This is a genomic window from Zooshikella ganghwensis DSM 15267 (assembly GCF_000428585.1).
GTDB lineage: Bacteria > Pseudomonadota > Gammaproteobacteria > Pseudomonadales > Zooshikellaceae > Zooshikella > Zooshikella ganghwensis.
Genome location: NZ_AUAF01000001.1, coordinates 108,929 through 127,707 on the forward strand (window position 1 = coordinate 108,929; position 18,779 = coordinate 127,707).

Annotated in this window: 12 protein-coding genes and 3 tRNA genes; 7 read left to right on the plus strand and 8 right to left on the minus strand. The window is 43.9% G+C overall.

Annotation, left to right across the window (positions count from 1 at the left end; genetic code table 11):
* Nucleotides 1-20: 20 nt before the first annotated feature.
* Nucleotides 21-1,682 (minus strand): fatty acid--CoA ligase, encoded by a 1,662-nt coding sequence (locus F607_RS0100475; protein WP_027706463.1) that lies wholly within the window; start codon nucleotides 1,680-1,682, stop codon nucleotides 21-23.
* 419 nt (nucleotides 1,683-2,101) lie between these two features.
* Between F607_RS0100475 and F607_RS0100480 the strand changes: the two genes are divergently transcribed.
* Nucleotides 2,102-3,289: a thiolase family protein gene (locus F607_RS0100480; protein WP_027706464.1), complete on the plus strand. Its 1,188-nt coding sequence runs from the start codon at nucleotides 2,102-2,104 to the stop codon at nucleotides 3,287-3,289.
* 106 nt (nucleotides 3,290-3,395) lie between these two features.
* Nucleotides 3,396-3,719, plus strand: a complete 324-nt coding sequence (locus F607_RS33390) for a DUF3094 family protein (protein WP_084611044.1) — start codon at nucleotides 3,396-3,398, stop codon at nucleotides 3,717-3,719.
* 209 nt (nucleotides 3,720-3,928) lie between these two features.
* On the opposite strand, the gene F607_RS0100490 is transcribed toward F607_RS33390, so the two are convergent.
* The 3 genes from F607_RS0100490 to F607_RS0100500 all read right to left on the minus strand — a co-directional run bounded on the left by F607_RS0100490 (nucleotide 3,929) and on the right by F607_RS0100500 (nucleotide 4,167).
* Nucleotides 3,929-4,004 (minus strand) — tRNA-Lys (locus F607_RS0100490).
* Nucleotides 4,005-4,009: 5 nt separating this feature from the next.
* Nucleotides 4,010-4,086, minus strand: a tRNA-Pro gene (locus F607_RS0100495).
* 5 nt (nucleotides 4,087-4,091) lie between these two features.
* A tRNA-Asn gene (locus F607_RS0100500) sits at nucleotides 4,092-4,167 on the minus strand.
* Between the two features lie 414 nt (nucleotides 4,168-4,581).
* Here F607_RS0100500 and F607_RS0100505 point away from each other — a divergent pair.
* Nucleotides 4,582-7,062, plus strand: coding sequence for a DUF1631 domain-containing protein (locus F607_RS0100505; RefSeq protein WP_027706465.1), 2,481 nt, complete (start codon nucleotides 4,582-4,584; stop codon nucleotides 7,060-7,062).
* Between the two features lie 11 nt (nucleotides 7,063-7,073).
* Nucleotides 7,074-7,439, plus strand: a complete 366-nt coding sequence (locus F607_RS27545; protein ID WP_051310602.1) for a PilZ domain-containing protein — start codon at nucleotides 7,074-7,076, stop codon at nucleotides 7,437-7,439.
* Between the two features lie 37 nt (nucleotides 7,440-7,476).
* On the opposite strand, the gene clpB is transcribed toward F607_RS27545, so the two are convergent.
* From clpB to rluD, 3 genes are all read right to left on the minus strand, one after another.
* Entirely contained in the window at nucleotides 7,477-10,050 is a 2,574-nt protein-coding gene (gene clpB, locus F607_RS0100515; protein ID WP_027706466.1) for an ATP-dependent chaperone ClpB, read from the minus strand.
* A 307-nt stretch (nucleotides 10,051-10,357) separates the two neighbouring features.
* Nucleotides 10,358-11,122 (minus strand): peptidoglycan editing factor PgeF, encoded by a 765-nt coding sequence (pgeF, locus tag F607_RS0100520; protein WP_051310604.1) that lies wholly within the window; start codon nucleotides 11,120-11,122, stop codon nucleotides 10,358-10,360.
* A 50-nt stretch (nucleotides 11,123-11,172) separates the two neighbouring features.
* Nucleotides 11,173-12,135 carry a 23S rRNA pseudouridine(1911/1915/1917) synthase RluD gene (rluD, locus tag F607_RS0100525; protein ID WP_027706468.1) on the minus strand — a complete coding sequence of 321 codons (963 nt, stop codon included), beginning with the start codon at nucleotides 12,133-12,135 and terminating at the stop codon, nucleotides 11,173-11,175.
* 371 nt (nucleotides 12,136-12,506) lie between these two features.
* Here rluD and F607_RS27550 point away from each other — a divergent pair, with 371 nt between their 5' ends.
* Complete coding sequence (locus F607_RS27550; RefSeq protein WP_084611042.1) at nucleotides 12,507-13,538, plus strand: outer membrane protein assembly factor BamD; 1,032 nt, start codon at nucleotides 12,507-12,509, stop codon at nucleotides 13,536-13,538.
* A 105-nt stretch (nucleotides 13,539-13,643) separates the two neighbouring features.
* On the opposite strand, the gene F607_RS0100540 is transcribed toward F607_RS27550, so the two are convergent.
* On the minus strand, nucleotides 13,644-15,254 hold the full coding sequence (locus F607_RS0100540; RefSeq protein WP_027706469.1) for an NAD+ synthase: 1,611 nt from the start codon (nucleotides 15,252-15,254) through the stop codon (nucleotides 13,644-13,646).
* A 244-nt stretch (nucleotides 15,255-15,498) separates the two neighbouring features.
* On the opposite strand from F607_RS0100540, the gene F607_RS0100545 reads away from it, so the two are divergent.
* Together F607_RS0100545 and F607_RS0100550 are read left to right on the plus strand one after the other, a co-directional pair.
* Nucleotides 15,499-17,109, plus strand: a complete 1,611-nt coding sequence (locus F607_RS0100545) for a sensor histidine kinase (RefSeq protein ID WP_038289380.1) — start codon at nucleotides 15,499-15,501, stop codon at nucleotides 17,107-17,109.
* Nucleotides 17,102-18,484, plus strand: a complete 1,383-nt coding sequence (locus tag F607_RS0100550; protein ID WP_027706471.1) for a sigma-54-dependent transcriptional regulator — start codon at nucleotides 17,102-17,104, stop codon at nucleotides 18,482-18,484. Before F607_RS0100545 ends, F607_RS0100550 begins: the two co-directional genes overlap by 8 nt.
* Nucleotides 18,485-18,779 lie beyond the last annotated feature (295 nt).

Genomic DNA, 18,779 nt, shown 5'->3' on the forward strand with positions numbered 1-18,779 from the left:
CAACCAGTAAAAAATAGCGCTTACTGGATTTTTTCTGCACGTATTTTTTTCTTATCAATTTTTCCTACACTGGTTTTAGGAATAGCATCAACGAACTCTATTACTTCAGGAATCGCCCATTTATGAATCTTCCCTTGTGCTACAAATTGCTGTAAGTGTATCTGTATATCTTCACCCTTTGTTTGCTTATCTTTTAATACAACCAAAGCACATGGCCTTTCCCCCCACTCAGGATGAGGTAAACCAATAACAGCAACTTCAGATACACCCGGGTGCTGACTGATTAAGTTTTCCAGGGTCAGTGAAGAAATCCACTCTCCACCGGTCTTTATGACATCTTTAATTCGGTCAGTAATTTGAATAAAACCAAGTGCATCAATGGTTGCCACATCACCAGTATGGAGCCAACCATCACGCCATAACGCCTCACTTCCTTTTTCTTCTTTTAAGTAACCTTGAGTGAGCCAAGGTGCCCGACACACTATTTCACCTACTTGCTGTCCATCATGGGCTAAATCATTTCCCTCTTCATCAACAATTGCCAATTCCACCAAAGGTGCTGGTATACCGGTTTTAATTCTAAAATCAATTTGCTCATCCTCAGGCAAATCTCTTAGCTTTTCGTTTAAATAAGCAACTGATAGCAACGGACATGTCTCTGATAAACCATAAGCCCCTGTCAAAATAACGCCTTTTTCTCTGGCAGCAACAGTCAACCCTTTCGTTAAAGCCGAACCACCAATTAAAATACGCCAACCAGATAAGTCTGCCTGCTTTGCAGCCTCTGAGTTTAAAAGCATATTTACAATTGTGGGTACACAATGAGAAAAGCTAACTTTTTCTTGCTGTTGTAATTTAATCAGCAAATCAGGCTCATAGCGTCCAGGATAAACTTGCTTCGTGCCCACCATTGTTGCTGCATAGGGCACTCCCCAAGCATGAACATGAAACATGGGTGTGATAGGCATATAAGTGTCGCCAGAGTTCATCAATGGCTGGCCCGCTAAACTGCCTAATGATAAAGAAATCACCAAGGTATGCAGAACAATTTGTCTGTGGGTAAAATAAACTCCCTTGGGATTTCCGGTAGTACCTGTTGTATAAAAAGTAGTAGCAACAGAGTGCTCATCAAAGTCAGGGAAATTATAGGTAGTCTCACTTTCAGCCAAAAGCGCTTCGTACTCTCCCTGAAATGAGACGCCTTGCGAAGACAAGTTATCATGCTTACTTTCAGATGGCTTGTCTGTTAATAGCCAGAATCCTTCAACCGTATTTAACTTGTCTTTTATTTGTGCCATTAACGGTACAAAGTCATCATGAACTAGCACTAACTTATCATCGGCATGATTCATTGTGTATAAAATCTGCTCGGGAGATAAGCGAATATTTACCGTATGGATAATGGCACCGATCATGGGAATCGCAAACATACACTCAAGGTAACGATGAGAGTCCCACTCTAAAACTGCTACAGTATCTCCAGGTCTCACTCCCGCTTTTGTTAACGCATTTGCTAAACGACAGATACGCTCATAAAGCTCGCCGTAGGTATAACGAAATAAATCACGATAGACTATTTCCTGCTGAGGCTCATAACGCGGACCAGAGAGTAAAATCTGCTTAATTAAAAGAGGATATTCGTACGCACTGGCAGTGGGTTTAACAATTTTTGTTTTTAGCATGAATTGTCATCCTTAACGTGTCATATTAACGACTTAAATACATCATAAAGCCTTCGACACTGTGATCACGAAGTTGTAAAGCTTATTAATAAAGCTTAAATGCACATAAACTGACCGTCGAGTTACTGCTTTATATAAACTCCTAGTCATTCTATACACCACACTAACGTTTACACTCTTAACAGAATAAATATACGACATTTATCGTGCATGTAGCTAAGTGCAAAAAGCAATCTTTAAGACAAAAAAGTCATTAACATTTCCAAAACTTACCAGTCAGTTATTACGTAGTATTTCCCCTTTAAAAACAGTTAAAATCTCACTACAAAACGTAATAATCATCCCCTTACCCTCTAAGCAAAGGGTATTGCATAAGAATAAATCTAATAACAAATTTTCTAATATGAACAGGTAAGCTCATGCAAAATAAGGATGCAGTTGTTCTGGTTGATGGCGCCCGCACTCCCATGGGCAGCTTTCAAGGTGCATTTAAAACACTGTCGGCTGTTGATTTAGCAGCTATTGCTGTCAAAGAGGCCATTCAAAGAAGTGCTTTGTCACCCACGGATATTCAAGAAGTTATCATGGGTTGTGTGTTACCTGCTGGTCTGAAGCAAGGTCCTGCTCGCCAAGCTAGTCTCCAAGCAGGCATTCCTGCAAGTACAGGCTGTACAACGATTAACAAGTTATGCGGCTCAGGTATGAAAGCAGTCATGCTTGCCCATGACTTAATTAAGGCGGGTACGAATACCATCATGCTAGCTGGCGGCATGGAAAGTATGAGTAATGCACCTTTCCTTCTTGAAAAAGCCAGACAAGGTTATCGAATGGGACATCAACAGGTGCTAGATCACATGTTTACTGATGGGCTTGAGGATGCAGAGACTGGCAAGCTCATGGGTTGGTTTGCACAACATACGGCAGATGAACATGAAATCAGTCGAGAAGCCATGGATCAATTTGCTATTAACTCATTGCAACGTGCCAATGATGCAATTCAAACCAATAAGCTCGACGCTGAAATTGTACCTGTCCCTGTACAAACGCGTAAACAAACAACCCTCGTTCAAACCGATGAGCAACCGGGTCAAGCAAATATTGAGAAAATCCCCTCCTTGAAGCCAGCATTCGCTCAGAATGGCTCTATTACTGCCGCAAACTCCAGCTCTATCTCGGATGGTGCATCAGCCATTGTGTTAATGTCTGAGTCAGAAGCTGTACAGCGTGGTTTGACTCCCAAAGCCCGTATTATTGCTCATAGCACCCACTCACAACACCCATCGACCTTTACAACAGCCCCTGTTGGCGCCATTAAAAAAGTTCTGGATAAAGCTCAGTGGCAAAAAGATGATGTCGATTTATTTGAGATCAATGAAGCTTTTGCCATGGTCACCATGTTTGCCATGCAAGCCTTAGATTTACCTCATGAGAAAGTCAATATTCACGGTGGTGCATGTGCTCAGGGCCATCCTGTTGGCTCAACAGGCTCCAGAATTTTGATTACGCTCATGTATGCGCTTGAGCATTATAATTTGAAACGTGGCATTGCTTCTCTATGCATTGGTGGAGGTGAGGCCACAGCAGTAGCCATTGAGCGGATTTCATAAAAAAATAACTGACTATCAAATACGACATGTAAAGCCAGCTTCAGGATAAGCAGGTTTTACATGTTGATTAAACTGAACCGTAAAATGCATGGAGCACATTAAGGCTATGTCTGCAGCAACCCCAAGCAAAAATAAACATGACCAGTCGCCCAGCTCAAAATCACTCTCTACTGAAGACCTCGCCCGTGTAAATGAGTACTTAAGTTCACCTGTCCACCAAATCGAACGATCACCCTTTAAGCCATTAAAGTTACTTGGCTGGCTTTTGCTGATTATTATTGGGCTGGGGGTAATCAGTCGTGAGTTAGGTAATTACTTTATGAGTCAGCTTTTTGGCGGATATACCCTTTACGAATCATTTTCAGGGTTTGTTGTCATCGCTCTTGACTACCAAGGATGGTGGAAATGCAGTTTATGCATGAGCATTTAACTGTCACTCCAGTCACTTATTAATATAAGCTCCTGGGTCTTCATCATTTGACGGCCGCCCCTAAAAACCCTTCGTTTTGGGTATAGGCTAGGTCAAAATAGATTAAGCTGCAGAGCCGCTATTTGCTTAGAGCAGAGGCAAGTGGAAAGATTTTAAATTTAAGGGTTTTAAGTAAAGGATGGTTGCTATAAACGAGAGGTGTTTAATGATGGTGGGTCGTGCAGGATTCGAACCTGCGACCAATTGGTTAAAAGCCAACTGCTCTACCGACTGAGCTAACGACCCAAATATGGTCGGGGTAGAGAGATTCGAACTCCCGACATCCTGCTCCCAAAGCAGGCGCGCTACCAGACTGCGCTATACCCCGTGATTTGGCTCCCCGAGCTGGACTCGAACCAGCGACCCAATGATTAACAGTCATTTGCTCTACCAACTGAGCTATCGGGGACCGACTCAGCGCTGAGGTTTTTGCTGTCTCCCTCAACGTTGGTGGCGCGCATGATACCGTACTGGTAGAAACTGTCAACCCCTTTTATAGTAAAATTAGCTAACTCTTTTGTAGCTAGACATATTTTAAACAATTTCGTATAAAGCCGCTGCAAGCAATACCAGCCTAAACAATTTTGGTTTAATTAGAGTAAAAGTGGCTCATCCTATCAATCCACACCCAAAAATTGTTTGCCAACTATACTCAAGGTAATGTGTTCAAAAACCAGAGCTGATGAGTTGATCTATTCACCAAACCACGACCGAGCAGATTATCCGTGATCTACTCTCACCAGAGCAAAGCAAACCCAATTTTTAGCAGGACTATGCAACCTGTTGTCCATGTTTTCGGGACTCCCAGAGCGCAAGGACAGATATGACAAAGCCTGAAAATAACAAGATCGTCGATTTAGCCTCTAAACAAAAAGGCCCACGCAGGCAAATTGAGCCTCGATTTGAAAAATTACTGCAAAGTTGCCGTCAAATCACGATGAATCATACAGCAGAAATGCTGACCAACCTGTTCAACAATATTGATGATGCTTTCTTTGCTGCAGCAGACCAGGCAGAAACCAACAGCATCCAAACCATCTTCTTTGATGCCATGCGAGAGCTTCGCATGCAAAGAGCTTCTATTGAGCGAGCTTTTCATCAACATCTAGCACAACACTTTGAAAACCACCTTTATGGACCTCAAAACCAAAGCAGTAATGGATTTGAAGATATTACCGCAGACCAGCTCAACCTCGTGCAGCAAGAGGAATTTGAGCAAACCGTCCTGTTGACAAGCATTTCCAGTCGAGCAGTAGCCAAAAATAACGAAGCTTTATACAGCCTCAGCCAACGTTTTGCTTTATTGCTAAAAGCTGAGCGACTGCCTATTGAAAAAATCCCATTTGCCCCAGTGAGCATTGCAGAGTGTTTTGCAAAAGCTATTAGCGTCATAGCACTTAATAAGCGTATTAAAAAGGCTTTATTTGAGCTATTTGAGTTATACGTTATGAGTGAGCTAGCTACTGTTTATGAGGCACTTAATGACCGATTAATTGAGGCAGACATCTTACCGAACATTCGGTACAGCAAAGTTAAATCAACCATTACATCTCGCGGTCAAAGCTCTTCTCAGCCACAAAATCAACCGACAGCCAAACAAGCTACAACAGAGAGTACACCATTAACTACAAAGGTCTCTGCACCAACTTCACCACAGACAACAGCAGACAGTGAGCCTGGTTACAGTGAGAGCACCGCTGATCCCTCTCAAAAAGCCGCCACCTTATTCAATGCCATTCATGACCTGTTAGCTGACTATCGCGATATTTTTAGTGGCACCTCCCACCCAGTTGACGGACTAGGCACACCACAGTCTGCAACAGGTTCAGCTGTAAATCGTCCATTTCGAAGCATTCATCAGTTTAATGCTGATGTTGACAATAATACTCCAGACTATTCAACAACAGATGTCGTTGATGCCCTTAATACTCTGCAAAACCATGCTCAGCGGCCGCTAACTGAACCATTTCCAAAAGAGCAAGTTGTTAATGAGTTAAAGGAAGAGCTTGTTGCAACACTTAGCCAAGGCCATGAGCATGCGCAACCTATCGCTTCCAATGATGCAGATATTATTGATCTGGTAGGTATGCTCTTTGACTTTATTCTTGATGAACAAACCCTTCCAGATAAAGCCAAAGTCATCCTCAGCCACCTGCACACACCCTATCTCAAGCTTGCATTAATGGATAAGGCCCTTTTTACCCAACACACTCATCCTGCCAGGCGACTTCTCAACACCATGGCGCAAGCTGCCATAGACTGGGTGGAAAACAATGAAGATAGCCATGGAGTTATCGACAAAATTCAGTTTACTGTCCGTACAATACTTAATGAATTCAATACTGACATTGAGTTTTTCGAGTTGCTTTTCCAAGAGTTTGACCAGTTTATTAAACAACTGGAGCGACAAGCAGAAATCATCGAGCGACGAACGGTTGAAGCTGAAAAAGGACATGATCGCCTACAGGCAGCTAAAGAAGAAGCCAAGCAAGTTATTCAGCAGGCTATAGCCAGCTTCAAGTTCAAAGTACCTCAACCTATTCACCACTTTTTATTCTCGCTATGGCATGAAGTATTAGTGTTTCACTACCTGCGAAAAGATGACAAGCATAGTGAGTGGCAAAAAGCTCAAGACTTGGCTCATGAGCTTTTGTGGAGTATCTCACCCAAGTTAACACCAGGAGATAAAAACTTACTTCGGCAGTCTCAACCCCATCTGATTAATGAGTTGCGGCAGTTTATTCTTGCTTTAGGCGGCCACCAGGAAAGCTATATAAAAGAAGCCATGCGCCCGCTGGTCAGCTGTCAGCGCGCAGCACTAAATGCTATTGAGGAAGAAGTAATACACTCAGCGCCTTCAACTGCTACTAAGTCCGCTCAGGAAAAAGAAGAAGATATTACTAAGCACGAAGAAGCTAAAACCAGCTCAGCCGCAGTAGCTCCTCAAGACACATCAGATGCCATCTCTGATCCTGAAGCCGTTGAAGCGATAGAGCAGTCACTATCGCTCAAAGAGAAGTTAAGCAAGATTGACTACGGCACCTGGTTTTCATTTAAGGTGCAAGATGACTGGATTAGGCTAAAACTGTCCTGGTACAGCAATACGACCTTTCACTACATGTTTGTTGATAGCTCTGGGCACAAGACCATGGTTAAAACACTGAGTGAGCTGGTTGAAGACTTTCAAAGTAATAAAGCGGACTTTTATACATTACCCGCCAAAACCCCGTTGATGGATCGTGCATTAGAAAAGATTCACTCTTTTTTAAAGCAGCTTTCCCGTCCCAAAAAATCCAAAGAATGAAGGCTTAGGGTATGAATGATCGGCGCAAAGAACAGCGTATATCCATTGCACAACCGCTTGAGGTATACGATGTTCACACAGAGCATAAGCTTGGCTCATTAGTAGACCTGTCGTACAGCGGATTTATGCTGCTCACCACACAATCCATTTCACCAAGCCGCATTTTTCAATGCCGCCTACATCTAACCGATGTCCCTAAAGAAGAACGCACTCTTAACTTAGGTGTTGAATGCTTATGGGCCACCCCCAGCAATGCCCCCACCCTATTTTGGGCGGGGTTTCATATCATTGATATTAGCGAATCAGCTCAAAGTGCTTTAGAGCAGTTTATTGATGCTCACAGCGAAGCTTATCAAACCAGTGAGTTCAATAGCTAAATCAGCAAAGCCCTAATTTAACTGACTTAGAAACTGCTTACTCCTGGCGAAAGCTAATCTCATCATCCGCCAAGTAGGCAACTATCGTACTTCCTGGCGCAAACTGCCCCCCCAAAATATATTGAGCCAAAGGGTTCTCAAGCCAGCGTTGTATAGCACGTTTTAGAGGACGAGCCCCATAAACAGGATCAAACCCCACTTCAACTAACTTGACCATCACCTCACTACTGACCTGAATGTTTAAATCTAGATCAGCGAGACGACGCTTCAAAAGGTTGATCTGAATTTCCGCAATGCCTTTAATCTGCTCTGCGGCCAACGGATGGAAAACCACAAGCTCATCAATCCTATTAACGAATTCTGGCCTGAAGTGTGTTGCTACAATATCCATCAAGGTATTTTTTACCTTTTTAAAATCCTGTTCATCAATCCGTTGTAACACATCCGAACCTAAATTAGATGTCATCACGACAACCGAATTTTTGAAGTCAACGGTACGTCCATGACTATCTGTTAGCCGGCCATCTTCCAGGACCTGAAGCAAAATATTAAAGACATCAGGATGCGCCTTTTCCACCTCATCCAACAGAATCAAAGAGTAAGGTTTTCTTCTAACAGCCTCAGTGAGGTAGCCACCTTCTTCATAACCAACATAACCAGGAGGTGCCCCCACTAAGCGCGCTACAGAGTGCTTTTCCATAAACTCTGACATATCAATGCGCACCATGGCTTCTTCAGTATCAAATAGAAACTCAGCCAGCGCCTTACATAATTCTGTTTTACCAACACCTGTTGGCCCCAGGAACATAAACGAACCGTTAGGTCGGTTAGGATCAGCAAGCCCTGCCCGTGAGCGTCGTACTGCATTGGACACCGCTCGTACGGCCTCTTCCTGCCCCACAACACGGTGGTGCAGAGCTGACTCCATACGTAACAGTTTATCCCGCTCCCCCTCCAGCATTTTGGCCACAGGAATACCCGTCCACTTGGAAACCACTTCAGCGATTTCTTCTTCACTGACTTTGTTGCGCAGCAGCTTCATTGAACTCATCTCTGCCTGGCCTGCTAAATCAAGCTTTTTCTCCAGCTCAGGAATGCGCCCATACTGCAACTCAGACATCCGGGTTAAGTCTCCACTTCGCCTTGCTGCGTCCAGTTCAGTCCTAGCACGCTCCAAATCTTCTTTAACCTTTTGTGAGCCTTGCAAAGCTGCTTTTTCAGCCTTCCAGACTTCTTCAAGGTCAGCGAACTCTCGCTCAAGCCGTTCAATGTCACCTTCTAACTTTTCCAACCGCTTACGAGAAGCCTGGTCTTCTTCTTTTTTGAGTGCCTCTTGCTCAATTTTTAATTGGATTAAACGACGCTCAAGCTTATCCATAGATTCCGGCTTGGAGTCCATCTCCATCCGAATCCGACTAGCGGCTTCATCAATTAGGTCAATTGCTTTATCAGGTAGCTGCCGATCAGTTATATAACGATGGGATAGTTTCGCAGCTGCAATAATTGCTGAGTCAGTAATATTAACCCCATGGTGTACTTCATAACGTTCTTTCAAACCACGTAAAATGGCTATGGTGTCCTCTTCACTAGGCTCATCAACCAATACTTTCTGAAAACGTCGTTCTAACGCAGCATCTTTCTCAATATACTGGCGGTACTCATCAAGCGTGGTAGCACCAACACAATGTAGCTCCCCCCTGGCAAGCGCAGGCTTAAGCATATTGCCTGCATCCATAGCACCTTCAGCTTTACCAGCACCAACCATGGTATGCAACTCATCAATAAACAGAATGATGCGCCCTTCCTGCTTGGAAAGCTCATTCAGCACAGCTTTTAGGCGCTCTTCAAAATCACCACGAAATTTTGCTCCAGCAATCAACGCCCCCATGTCTAAGGCTAAAATCCGCTTATCTTTTAAGCCATCTGGGACTTCACCATTAATAATACGTTGCGCAAGACCTTCAACGATTGCAGTCTTACCCACCCCTGGCTCCCCAATCAACACTGGGTTATTTTTAGTCCTGCGCTGCAAAACCTGAACTGTGCGACGAATTTCATCATCTCGACCAATAACAGGGTCTAACTGACTTTTTTCAGCTCTTGCCGTTAAATCAATTGTGTACTTGTCTAATGCCTGACGATGCTCTTCAGCATTAGGGTCGTTAATCGACTCACCACCGCGCAGGTTAGCAATAGCATTTTGTAATGCCTGCTTACTGATACCCTGCCGACGTAATAACTCACCTAACGTCCCTTTATCTTCCATGACAACCAACAATAAGGTTTCACTGGAAATAAACTGGTCACCTTGCTGCTGGGCCTGCTTATCGGCCATGTTAAGTAAACGTCCCAGATCTGGTGACATTTGCACATTACCATCAGGGGTCTTCAAGGTAGGCAATCGGCTTAACGCTAAATCTAAGTCCTGGCGCAGCTGTTGGAGGTTGAATCCAACCTGCATTAATAAAGGCTTAACGGAACCACCCTGCTGCTCAAGCAGAGCCACCATAAGGTGCAATGGTTCTATGTAGTTATGGTCTTTACCTACGGCTAGAGACTGAGCATCAGCAATCGCTTCCTGGAGTTTTGCAGTCAGTCGGTCAATTCTCATCTTCGTTCACCCTATCTTTAGCAAACTGTTGATAAACCTGCCAAGCGATGGTGAGTATGCCCTGAACTCTCTTTTTTATTGATCGTTAGGAGTCAGACCATTTACTCCTTTGCCAATTAATACGGTACTTGGCGTTGGAATTCTGAAAAGGAGAAGCTATTAACTACCTGTGACTGTCCTTCTTCTCCGGACAGAATCTACTTGTTTACTAATATGGAGTTCAGAGAGGGGGATTCAAGGCCAGCAGGTTGAACCCAATGACCTTCGATAGGAGATTACTAAAAATCAGCAACTTAAAGAGCGTTGCCTAAGCAAACCAAATAACGCTAGCCATACGACCTGTTTGGTTTTCTCGTCGATATGAATAAAAGTATTCAGGCTGGCTATAGGTACACAAATTTCCACCATAGATCGCTTCTATTCCCAGAGAATACAAGCGTATTCGTGCTAACTCATATAAATCAGCATACCAGTGCCCTTTGCGCTGACTTGGTTGAAAGCAACGGTTTGTATCCTGGTGACCTGCAAAGGCCTGCATGACTTCTTCACCAACCTCATACTGCTGCTGACTAATGGCAGGTCCCAACCAGACCATAAGCTGCTCGGGGGGTTCCTCTAGAATATGAATGGTATTTTCAATAATACCTTCAGCCATTCCTCGCCAACCCGCATGAATAACAGCTACTTTGCTTCCACTCAGGTTAGTGACAAAAACCGGCAAACAGTCCGCCGTTAACACGGCACCCACAAGGTTAGGCTCCGTTATAATCACAGCATCAGCTGTACGTTCCTTGCCATCATTACAGGCATTAATCACTTCCACGCCATGCTCTTGCTTCAACCACTGGATGGGCTGGGAAAGCGCCCAGTCTTCCATTAAAAGTTTACGGTTTTCAGCAACACGGTCTTCATTATCCCCAACATGTAATGCCAGATTAAAGTAGCCATAAGGCGGTAAACTGTTACCTGATACCCGTGTAGTAACCAAAGCATGAACATTAGCCGGTGCAGGCCACTCTGCCAGCAAATAACGATGCTTGCATAGCTTTTCTGCTTTGGTTTCCACCTTCATTCCTATTCCTCTTCTATTGATAGGTATTGCACTTTTGATAGGTGTTACACTTAGCCTTGCTCAAACGCACTGATCAATTGCTGAAAATCTGCAGGGCGATCAACTTGCCACTCGCAGTATTCCTCTTGACTTGGGTGAATTAACCCCAAACGTCTGGCATGAAGGGCCTGTCGAGAAAAACCGTGCAACACAGACTGCAGCTGAGGTGAAGCACCCTTGGGTAGACGTAACCGGCCACCATAAAGCGTGTCTCCCACTAAAGGATAGTGCAAATAGCTCATATGTACGCGAATCTGATGGGTACGACCAGTTTCTAACTTCACTTTCACGAGCGTAGCTGAGTCAAAACGCTGTAAAACCCGATAGTGGCTCACAGCTGGCTTACCTGTTTCTACCACTGCCATTTTTTTACGGTCATGAGGGTGACGGCCAATGGGCTGCTCAACAGTCCCTCCAGCGGTCATAGCGCCATACACTAAGGCCTCATACTCACGACTCACTGTTCTAGCCTGAAGCTGCTCGACGAGGTCACAGTGCGCTGTTAAATTTTTAGCTACAACCATCAGGCCTGTCGTATCTTTGTCTAAGCGATGAACAATGCCTGCTCGCGGTACAGTGGCAAGCGCAGGACAATGATGTAATAAAGCATTCAACAATGTGCCCTGAGCATGCCCTGCCGCAGGATGCACAACCAATCCTGCAGGCTTATTGAGAACAATAAGATCATCATCCTCAAAAACGATATCCAGTGGAATATCTTCTGCAACCCAGCGCTCTTCAGCTTCCAGCGCTGCTTGTACAGTTAATGTTTCACCACCCAGCAGCTTATCTTTAGGTTTAGCCTGGTGTTGATCCACCTTCAGTTGTCCTGACTTTATCCAAGCCTGTAATCTTGATCTAGAATACTCACTGAAGCAGTGTGCTGCGATCTGATCCAAGCGTTGCCCACTCATCGTCATGGGCACTACTGCTTCTAATACTATCTGTGTTTCGTGCTGTGTATATTCAGTCATAAACCTGCTGTCATGTCGCAAAACCGTAATAGGTAGCTTTTATGCTTTGGATTCAATAGGTTGCTGTGGTTAAATAACACTAATCGTGGGTCATTGAGCAAATAATGCATAACCGATAAGGCTCGCCCCAGCAGCGCTGGCAGCAAGTCTATCATAGCCTTATCCAACTTAGTGCATCATCTGGGGGAGATACCAGCAAACAAGTTTTTGAAAAAAGCTTGGACTGGTTCAAACCTCATGTCACTGATCCGGTTGAACACTTAAGCAGAAAATTACAAGATAAACGGTTCACTGATTGCTGTTAAAGCACGAATCAATTCACTTAACCTGTTGGCCTACACGTTAAGTACTAATAGGGATAAGCACACAACATGCGTATTGCTAAACACTTAATCATTCTCAGCTTTATTAGCTTATTAGTAGCATGTGCCTCAGACTCCAAAAAAGAGATTGATGAAAGCCTGACTGAGTCAGAGCTTTATGAGCAGGCACAAGTGGCTCTTGATACCAGTAATTACAATGATGCAATTGATAAACTGAAAGCCCTGGAAGCCCGCTTTCCTTTTGGCTCCTACGCTGAGCAAGCCCAGTTGGACTTAATCTTTGCTTATTACAAAAACCAAGAGCAAGGATCCGCGATTGCCGCAGCAGACCGATTTATCCGCTTGCACCCCAACCATGAAAATGTTGACTATGCCTACTACCTGAAAGGCTTATCTTCATATACGGCTGATGTTGGCATTGTTGAGCGCTATGTTGAGATTGATATGAGCAAGCGTGACCCAGGCCAGGCACGAGACTCATTTAATGAATTTTCTGAACTATTACGCCGTTTTCCAGACAGTCGCTATGCACCAGACGCTCGAAAACGGATGATATTTCTTCGTAATCAACTCGCTGCCTATGAAGTGCATGTTGCAAACTATTACTTGAAGCGCAAAGCTTACGTGGCTGCCGCTAATCGTGGTAAATATGTGGTTGAAAACCTGCAAGAGACCCCAGCAGTGCCGGATGCACTAGCAATTATGGTCGAAGCATACCAGCACTTAGGCCTGACAGCTGCAGCGAACAATGCACTGGAAACGCTGAGATTAAATTCACCTAAACATAAATCCCTGGATGAGAACGGCAAATTCGTCAACTACAAGGTTTACCATGATGTTGACCCATCAATATGGAACATTATGAGCTTTGGCTTGCTAGATGACCCTGAAGATGTTGAGCCACCGTCTCGCCGGAAAAGTCGTGACCAATTAGATCTGGAAGCTGAAGTAGGCCATGAACGCTCTTGGCTAAACGTTATCAGTTTTGGCTTAATTGGTGATGATGGAGAAGAAAATTCCGAAACGTCTAAAACAGGCAAAACGGAAACAGCTGAAGATATCTTGCAGCGCGATGAGTAGTGTTATTCTTTCGTTAAAAAGCGGGGCTAATGCCCCGTTTTTTGTGTTCACTGCCTAGCGATGTGATTAGTAAGCTTCCTATTAATTAAGCCCACAAGAGACCGTCTACTCCCCTAATTTCCAGCCATTAGTCACAGGGTATCGCCTGTCTCGCCCAAATCCACGACGAGTAACTCTTACGCCAATAGCCGCTTGACGCCGCTTATACTCATTAATATCAACTAAACGCAGTACACGATAAACGTCGTCTTTTGCAAAACCCTGCTCGACAATAGCATCAGCACTTAAATCATGCTCTATATAGTTCGCTAAAATAGCATCCAGCACATCGTAACTTGGTAAGCTATCTTCGTCTACCTGACCTGGCGCCAACTCAGCCGATGGCGGTCGGGTTATAACCCGCTCAGGAATAACAGGCGAGATTGTATTTCGATACCGCGCCAACTCAAAAACCAATGTTTTTGGCACATCTTTTAACACATCAAAGCCACCAGCCATATCACCATACAGCGTGGCATAACCAACAGCCATTTCACTTTTGTTACCCGTTGTCAGTACCAAATAGCGCTTTTTATTAGAAAGCGCCATCAGTAGTACACCCCGACAACGTGCCTGAAGGTTTTCTTCTGTCGTATCTCGAGTCGTGTCTTTAAACTCATCTGATAGGGCTGACATAAATGCATCAAACATAGGTTCAATAGGCAGCACTTTGTAGTCTACCTTTAATGCTTTTGCTTCAGCCTCAGCATCTTCCAGACTCATGGATGAGGTATAGTGGTAAGGCATCATAATGGCAGACACACGCTCATGGCCCAGCGCATCGACAGCAACAGCTAAGGTCAGTGCGGAGTCAATACCACCAGACAATCCTAAAATAACGCCCTTAAAGCCATTCTTTTCGACATAGTCTCTTACACCCAACACCAATGCCTGATAAATACTTGGCATTTTTGCTGGTGGATCAACTTGTTTTCCAGCCTCAATAGACTTTGATGTTAAGTCAACCTCAACAGGGTAAAGCCCTTCTTGATAATAGTCTCCACCTACTGCTATGACACCATCAGCACTCATCGCAAAGGAGCCACCATCAAATACCAGCTCATCTTGCCCTCCCACTTGGTTAACATAAATCATGGGAAGTTGGCTTTCAGTACAGCGCTGTCTAGCAACTTGCTGGCGATCCGCTACTTTATCCATATGAAAGGGAGAAGCATTTAAGCACAATAGTAACTCTGCACCTGCTTGCTTAGCTGACTGGACAGGACCTGGCTCCCAGATATCTTCACAAATACAAAGCCCGATCTTAACGCCATTATGGTCATATACTGTGGTTTCATGGCCTGGTGTAAAGTAACGTTTTTCATCAAATACTTGATAGTTCGGTAGCAATTGCTTGGCATAGCGGGCTTTAATCTTGCCATCCCTTATCACTACAGCCTGGTTTTGACCATCAAAGGGCAAGCCAATAACAATATCAATTCCAGTTACCTCTCCTAGCTGGGTTAATGCCTTCTCAACCCTCAATTGCATACTGTCTCGTAAAAGCAAGTCTTCTGGCGGATAGCCACACACACTTAATTCAGAAAATACGATGATTTCTGCTTGATATAACTGCTTTGCCTGCTCAGCAGCTGCAATAATTTTTTTCGTATTACCCTGAATATCCCCAACTAAAAAATTCAGTTGAGCCATGACAATCGAAAGCTTCGCGGACATAAAAACCCTAGTGGTCAATTGAAAAGTTTGCGCTATTTTGGGGGAAACAAAGCACGCTGTAAAATAGCTTAATACGTTACATCATCAACAGTGTTTTTAGTATAGCGACTTCCCCTTTTTCATCACTGAGCTGCCACCTTGAGCAAACATTCATTTGCTACACTGAACTCAAAAGAAAAACCAGAGCACTGAAAGCGACTTTACGCTTGTCTTATTCACTTTCAAAATACTCAATAACATCCCGATGCCGGTCACTGTCTACAACAACGAATTATCCAATCGACGATTTCATGCACTGAGGGTATATAATCTATATCGCGCGATTTTAGGCCTACTTTTCATCGCTGCGGCATTCAGCCCTATCGGCAAAGAGCTGATCACACCAGATACATCAATCCATTTCAAAGTATTTGCATTTATTTACCTTGGCATCAATATGCTGATCATTGCTATCAGTAGAAAGCCGCCAAATACGATACAGATTTTTACTATTGTCTGTTTGGATATTGTTTTACTAAGCTTGCTTTTTTATTTAAGTCGTAAACAGGCAACAGGCTTGGGCAACCTGTTAATTGTTTCTGTTGCAGCAGGCAATATCTTATTAAAGGGGCGAACCGGTATTGCCATTGCGGCACTGGCTACCCTATGTATTATCGCTCTGAGTATTTATCAAACGCTGGTTCCCGACCAACAAAGCAAATCAATTAATGCTGGTCTGTTAGGTGCAATTATCTTTGCAACAGCCATTTTTGTGCAAAGTCTATCTGAGCGGATTCGACGTAGTGAGGAGCTTGCCAGGCAGCGAAGTACTGAGTTCTATAACCTGCAAAAGCTTAATCAGCTAATCATCCAGCGTATGCGAACAGGCATTCTGGTCATTGATGCCCATGAACGTATTATTATGATGAACCAAGCCAGTCACTTTTTTTTAAATAGCCCTGTGCAAACGCCCACCCTGCTTCAGGTTTCTCCTGACTTACATGCCTGTTACCAACAGTGGAAAGAAAGTCCTGAGCAAACGCCTAAACCCTTTCAAACCAGTCCAGATCGCCCTAAAGTGCAGTCAAGTTTCACTCAGATATACGACAATGAGTCGAGTAAAGTAATTATTTTTCTTGATGACCTGACAGCACTAAATCAGCAAGCTCAGCAGCTCAAACTCGCATCTTTGGGAAAACTTACTGCGGCCATTGCCCACGAGATCCGCAACCCGCTTGGCGCTATTAGTCATGCTGCACAATTACTGAATGAGTCAGACCAGTTAAACAATGCTGATCAGCGGCTCATTGAGATCATTCAAAATCACTCACGGCGGATGAACATCATTATTGAAAATGTTCTGCAACTTACTCGTCGTAAAACCAGTAATCCTCAAGCTCTTTTACTCAATGACTGGATTAAGCAGTTTTTGACAGAAGAACCCTTTCCAGGCTTCAGTAACCCAGTCATTAGCTTCCTCCCCTCCCCTCTACCCATTCAGGTTATGGCTGACCCCGACCAGATCACTCAAGTTGTCACGAATCTTTGTCAAAATGGACTACGTTATAGCTTTAAGAAGAATCAGCAAGCCACGCTACAATTACATACAGGGTTACGAGAAGATAACGGTCTACCGTATCTTGATATCACTGACAACGGACCAGGTATGAAACCCGAGGTTAGAAACCACTTATTCGTACCCTTTTATACCACTGAACCAAGAGGCACAGGTCTAGGGTTGTATATATCCAAAGAGCTATGTGAAGCCAACCAGGCAACCCTAGAGCTAGTTCAGTACGAACCAGGCTGTACCTTCAGAATCACATTCACTCATGGTCAACAAGAAAGCTTGTATTTAAACGATACCGATGAATAACCCAAAAGTTCTCATTGTTGATGATGAACCCGATATTCGAGAGTTACTGGAAATTACTCTAGGCCGCATGCGTCTTAATACTTTAGCTGTCGATAGCGTCAGTAGCGCAAAGTCTGCCCTGGCCGAGGATACATACAACCTTTGTCTTACTGATATGAACTTACCTGACGGTAACGGCATCGATTTAGTTAAGCATATTAGCCAACACTACAGTGATATGCCCGTTGCGATGATTACAGCCTATGGCAGCATGGATACGGCAATTGAAGCCCTGAAAGCTGGAGCCTTTGACTTCGTCAGTAAACCTATTGATTTACAACGACTTCGAGAGCTTATTAACAATGCCCTGCAGCTTGTTACCCCAATAGCAGATACCACCATTAACAAACAAACTCAGCTCCTAGGGCAGTCAGCCGTTATGATTCAGCTGGGAAAACAAATCATCAAACTGGCCCGAAGCCAAGCACCTGTTTACATCAGTGGTGAGTCAGGAACAGGTAAAGAAATGGTGGCTCGTTTGATTCATGAGCAAGGCCCCCGTGCCGACCAGCCTTTTATTCCAGTTAACTGTGGTGCAATTCCTTCAGAGCTGATGGAAAGTGAATTTTTTGGTCATAAAAAAGGTAGCTTTACAGGTGCTACCAATGATAAAGAGGGCCTTTTTCAATCAGCGGATGGAGGTACTTTATTTTTAGATGAGGTTGCAGATCTTCCTGCCCCCATGCAAGTAAAACTGCTACGTGCTATTCAAGAAAAAGCTATTCGTCCAGTAGGAAGTCAGCAAGAACTCAAAATTAATACCCGTATTCTGAGCGCTACCCACAAAGACCTCGCTGAGATGGTGGCTAATGGTCAATTTAGACAAGACCTATTTTATCGTATTAATGTGATTGAACTTAATGTCCCTCCGCTCCGCGAGCGACAAGAAGATATTCTACTCCTGGCCAACTTCTTTTTAAGGCAACTTGCAGAGTCATGCCAAACACCCCCACCTCACCTTACTCCTGAGGCTGAAAAAGCACTACTTGCTTATAATTTTCCAGGCAATGTTCGAGAGCTAGAAAACATTTTAGAGCGTGCTTTTACATTGTGTGAAGCAGATGAAATATCAGCAAGTGACTTAAAATTAAATGTTGATAGCGCCACACCTGCTACCAGTATCACACCAGATTCTGACCAACAATCCGTAACAACAGAATCACCTATCCCTCTTGATGGAAGCCAGTCGCTAGAAGATTATTTAGCGGAGTTGGAACGTAAAGCCATTGTCCAGGCACTTGAAGAGTCTCGCTGGAACAAAACAGCCGCCGCAAAAAAATTAGGGATAACTTTCCGCGCACTTCGCTATCGCCTGAAAAAGCTAGGATTAGACTAGGGCCTGTTAACACTATTTGAATATCACTGTTATGACGGTAAAAGCACTAATCTAGGCGCGAAGCGTGAAGTTTAGTTGTTCTAAATGAACAATGAGCAACAACGAGTAGTGCTTTTACCGTCATAACCCTTCGGGCCGTGATTATTTTTCCACCTAGCAGTGTTACAAGTCATTTATGTAGAATGACTACACAGCATTCCTTGTGCCTTGCTAGGCGAAAAAATAGTCTACGGCAGTGGTGATTCAAATAGTGTTAACAGGCCCTAGCCAAAACTGAGCTAAATCAACGTTAACC

Excerpts from the sequence above, each read along its gene's own strand:
- F607_RS0100475 (WP_027706463.1), bottom strand. The coding sequence starts at position 1,682 with ATGCTAAAAACAAAAATTGTTAAACCCACTGCCAGTGCGTACGAATAT.
- F607_RS0100480 (WP_027706464.1), top strand. The coding sequence starts at position 2,102 with ATGCAAAATAAGGATGCAGTTGTTCTGGTTGATGGCGCCCGCACTCCC.
- F607_RS33390 (WP_084611044.1), top strand. The coding sequence starts at position 3,396 with ATGTCTGCAGCAACCCCAAGCAAAAATAAACATGACCAGTCGCCCAGC.
- F607_RS0100505 (WP_027706465.1), top strand. The coding sequence starts at position 4,582 with ATGACAAAGCCTGAAAATAACAAGATCGTCGATTTAGCCTCTAAACAA.
- F607_RS27545 (WP_051310602.1), top strand. The coding sequence starts at position 7,074 with ATGAATGATCGGCGCAAAGAACAGCGTATATCCATTGCACAACCGCTT.
- clpB (WP_027706466.1), bottom strand. The coding sequence starts at position 10,050 with ATGAGAATTGACCGACTGACTGCAAAACTCCAGGAAGCGATTGCTGAT.
- pgeF (WP_051310604.1), bottom strand. The coding sequence starts at position 11,122 with ATGAAGGTGGAAACCAAAGCAGAAAAGCTATGCAAGCATCGTTATTTG.
- rluD (WP_027706468.1), bottom strand. The coding sequence starts at position 12,135 with ATGACTGAATATACACAGCACGAAACACAGATAGTATTAGAAGCAGTA.
- F607_RS27550 (WP_084611042.1), top strand. The coding sequence starts at position 12,507 with ATGCGTATTGCTAAACACTTAATCATTCTCAGCTTTATTAGCTTATTA.
- F607_RS0100540 (WP_027706469.1), bottom strand. The coding sequence starts at position 15,254 with ATGTCCGCGAAGCTTTCGATTGTCATGGCTCAACTGAATTTTTTAGTT.
- F607_RS0100545 (WP_038289380.1), top strand. The coding sequence starts at position 15,499 with ATGCCGGTCACTGTCTACAACAACGAATTATCCAATCGACGATTTCAT.
- F607_RS0100550 (WP_027706471.1), top strand. The coding sequence starts at position 17,102 with ATGAATAACCCAAAAGTTCTCATTGTTGATGATGAACCCGATATTCGA.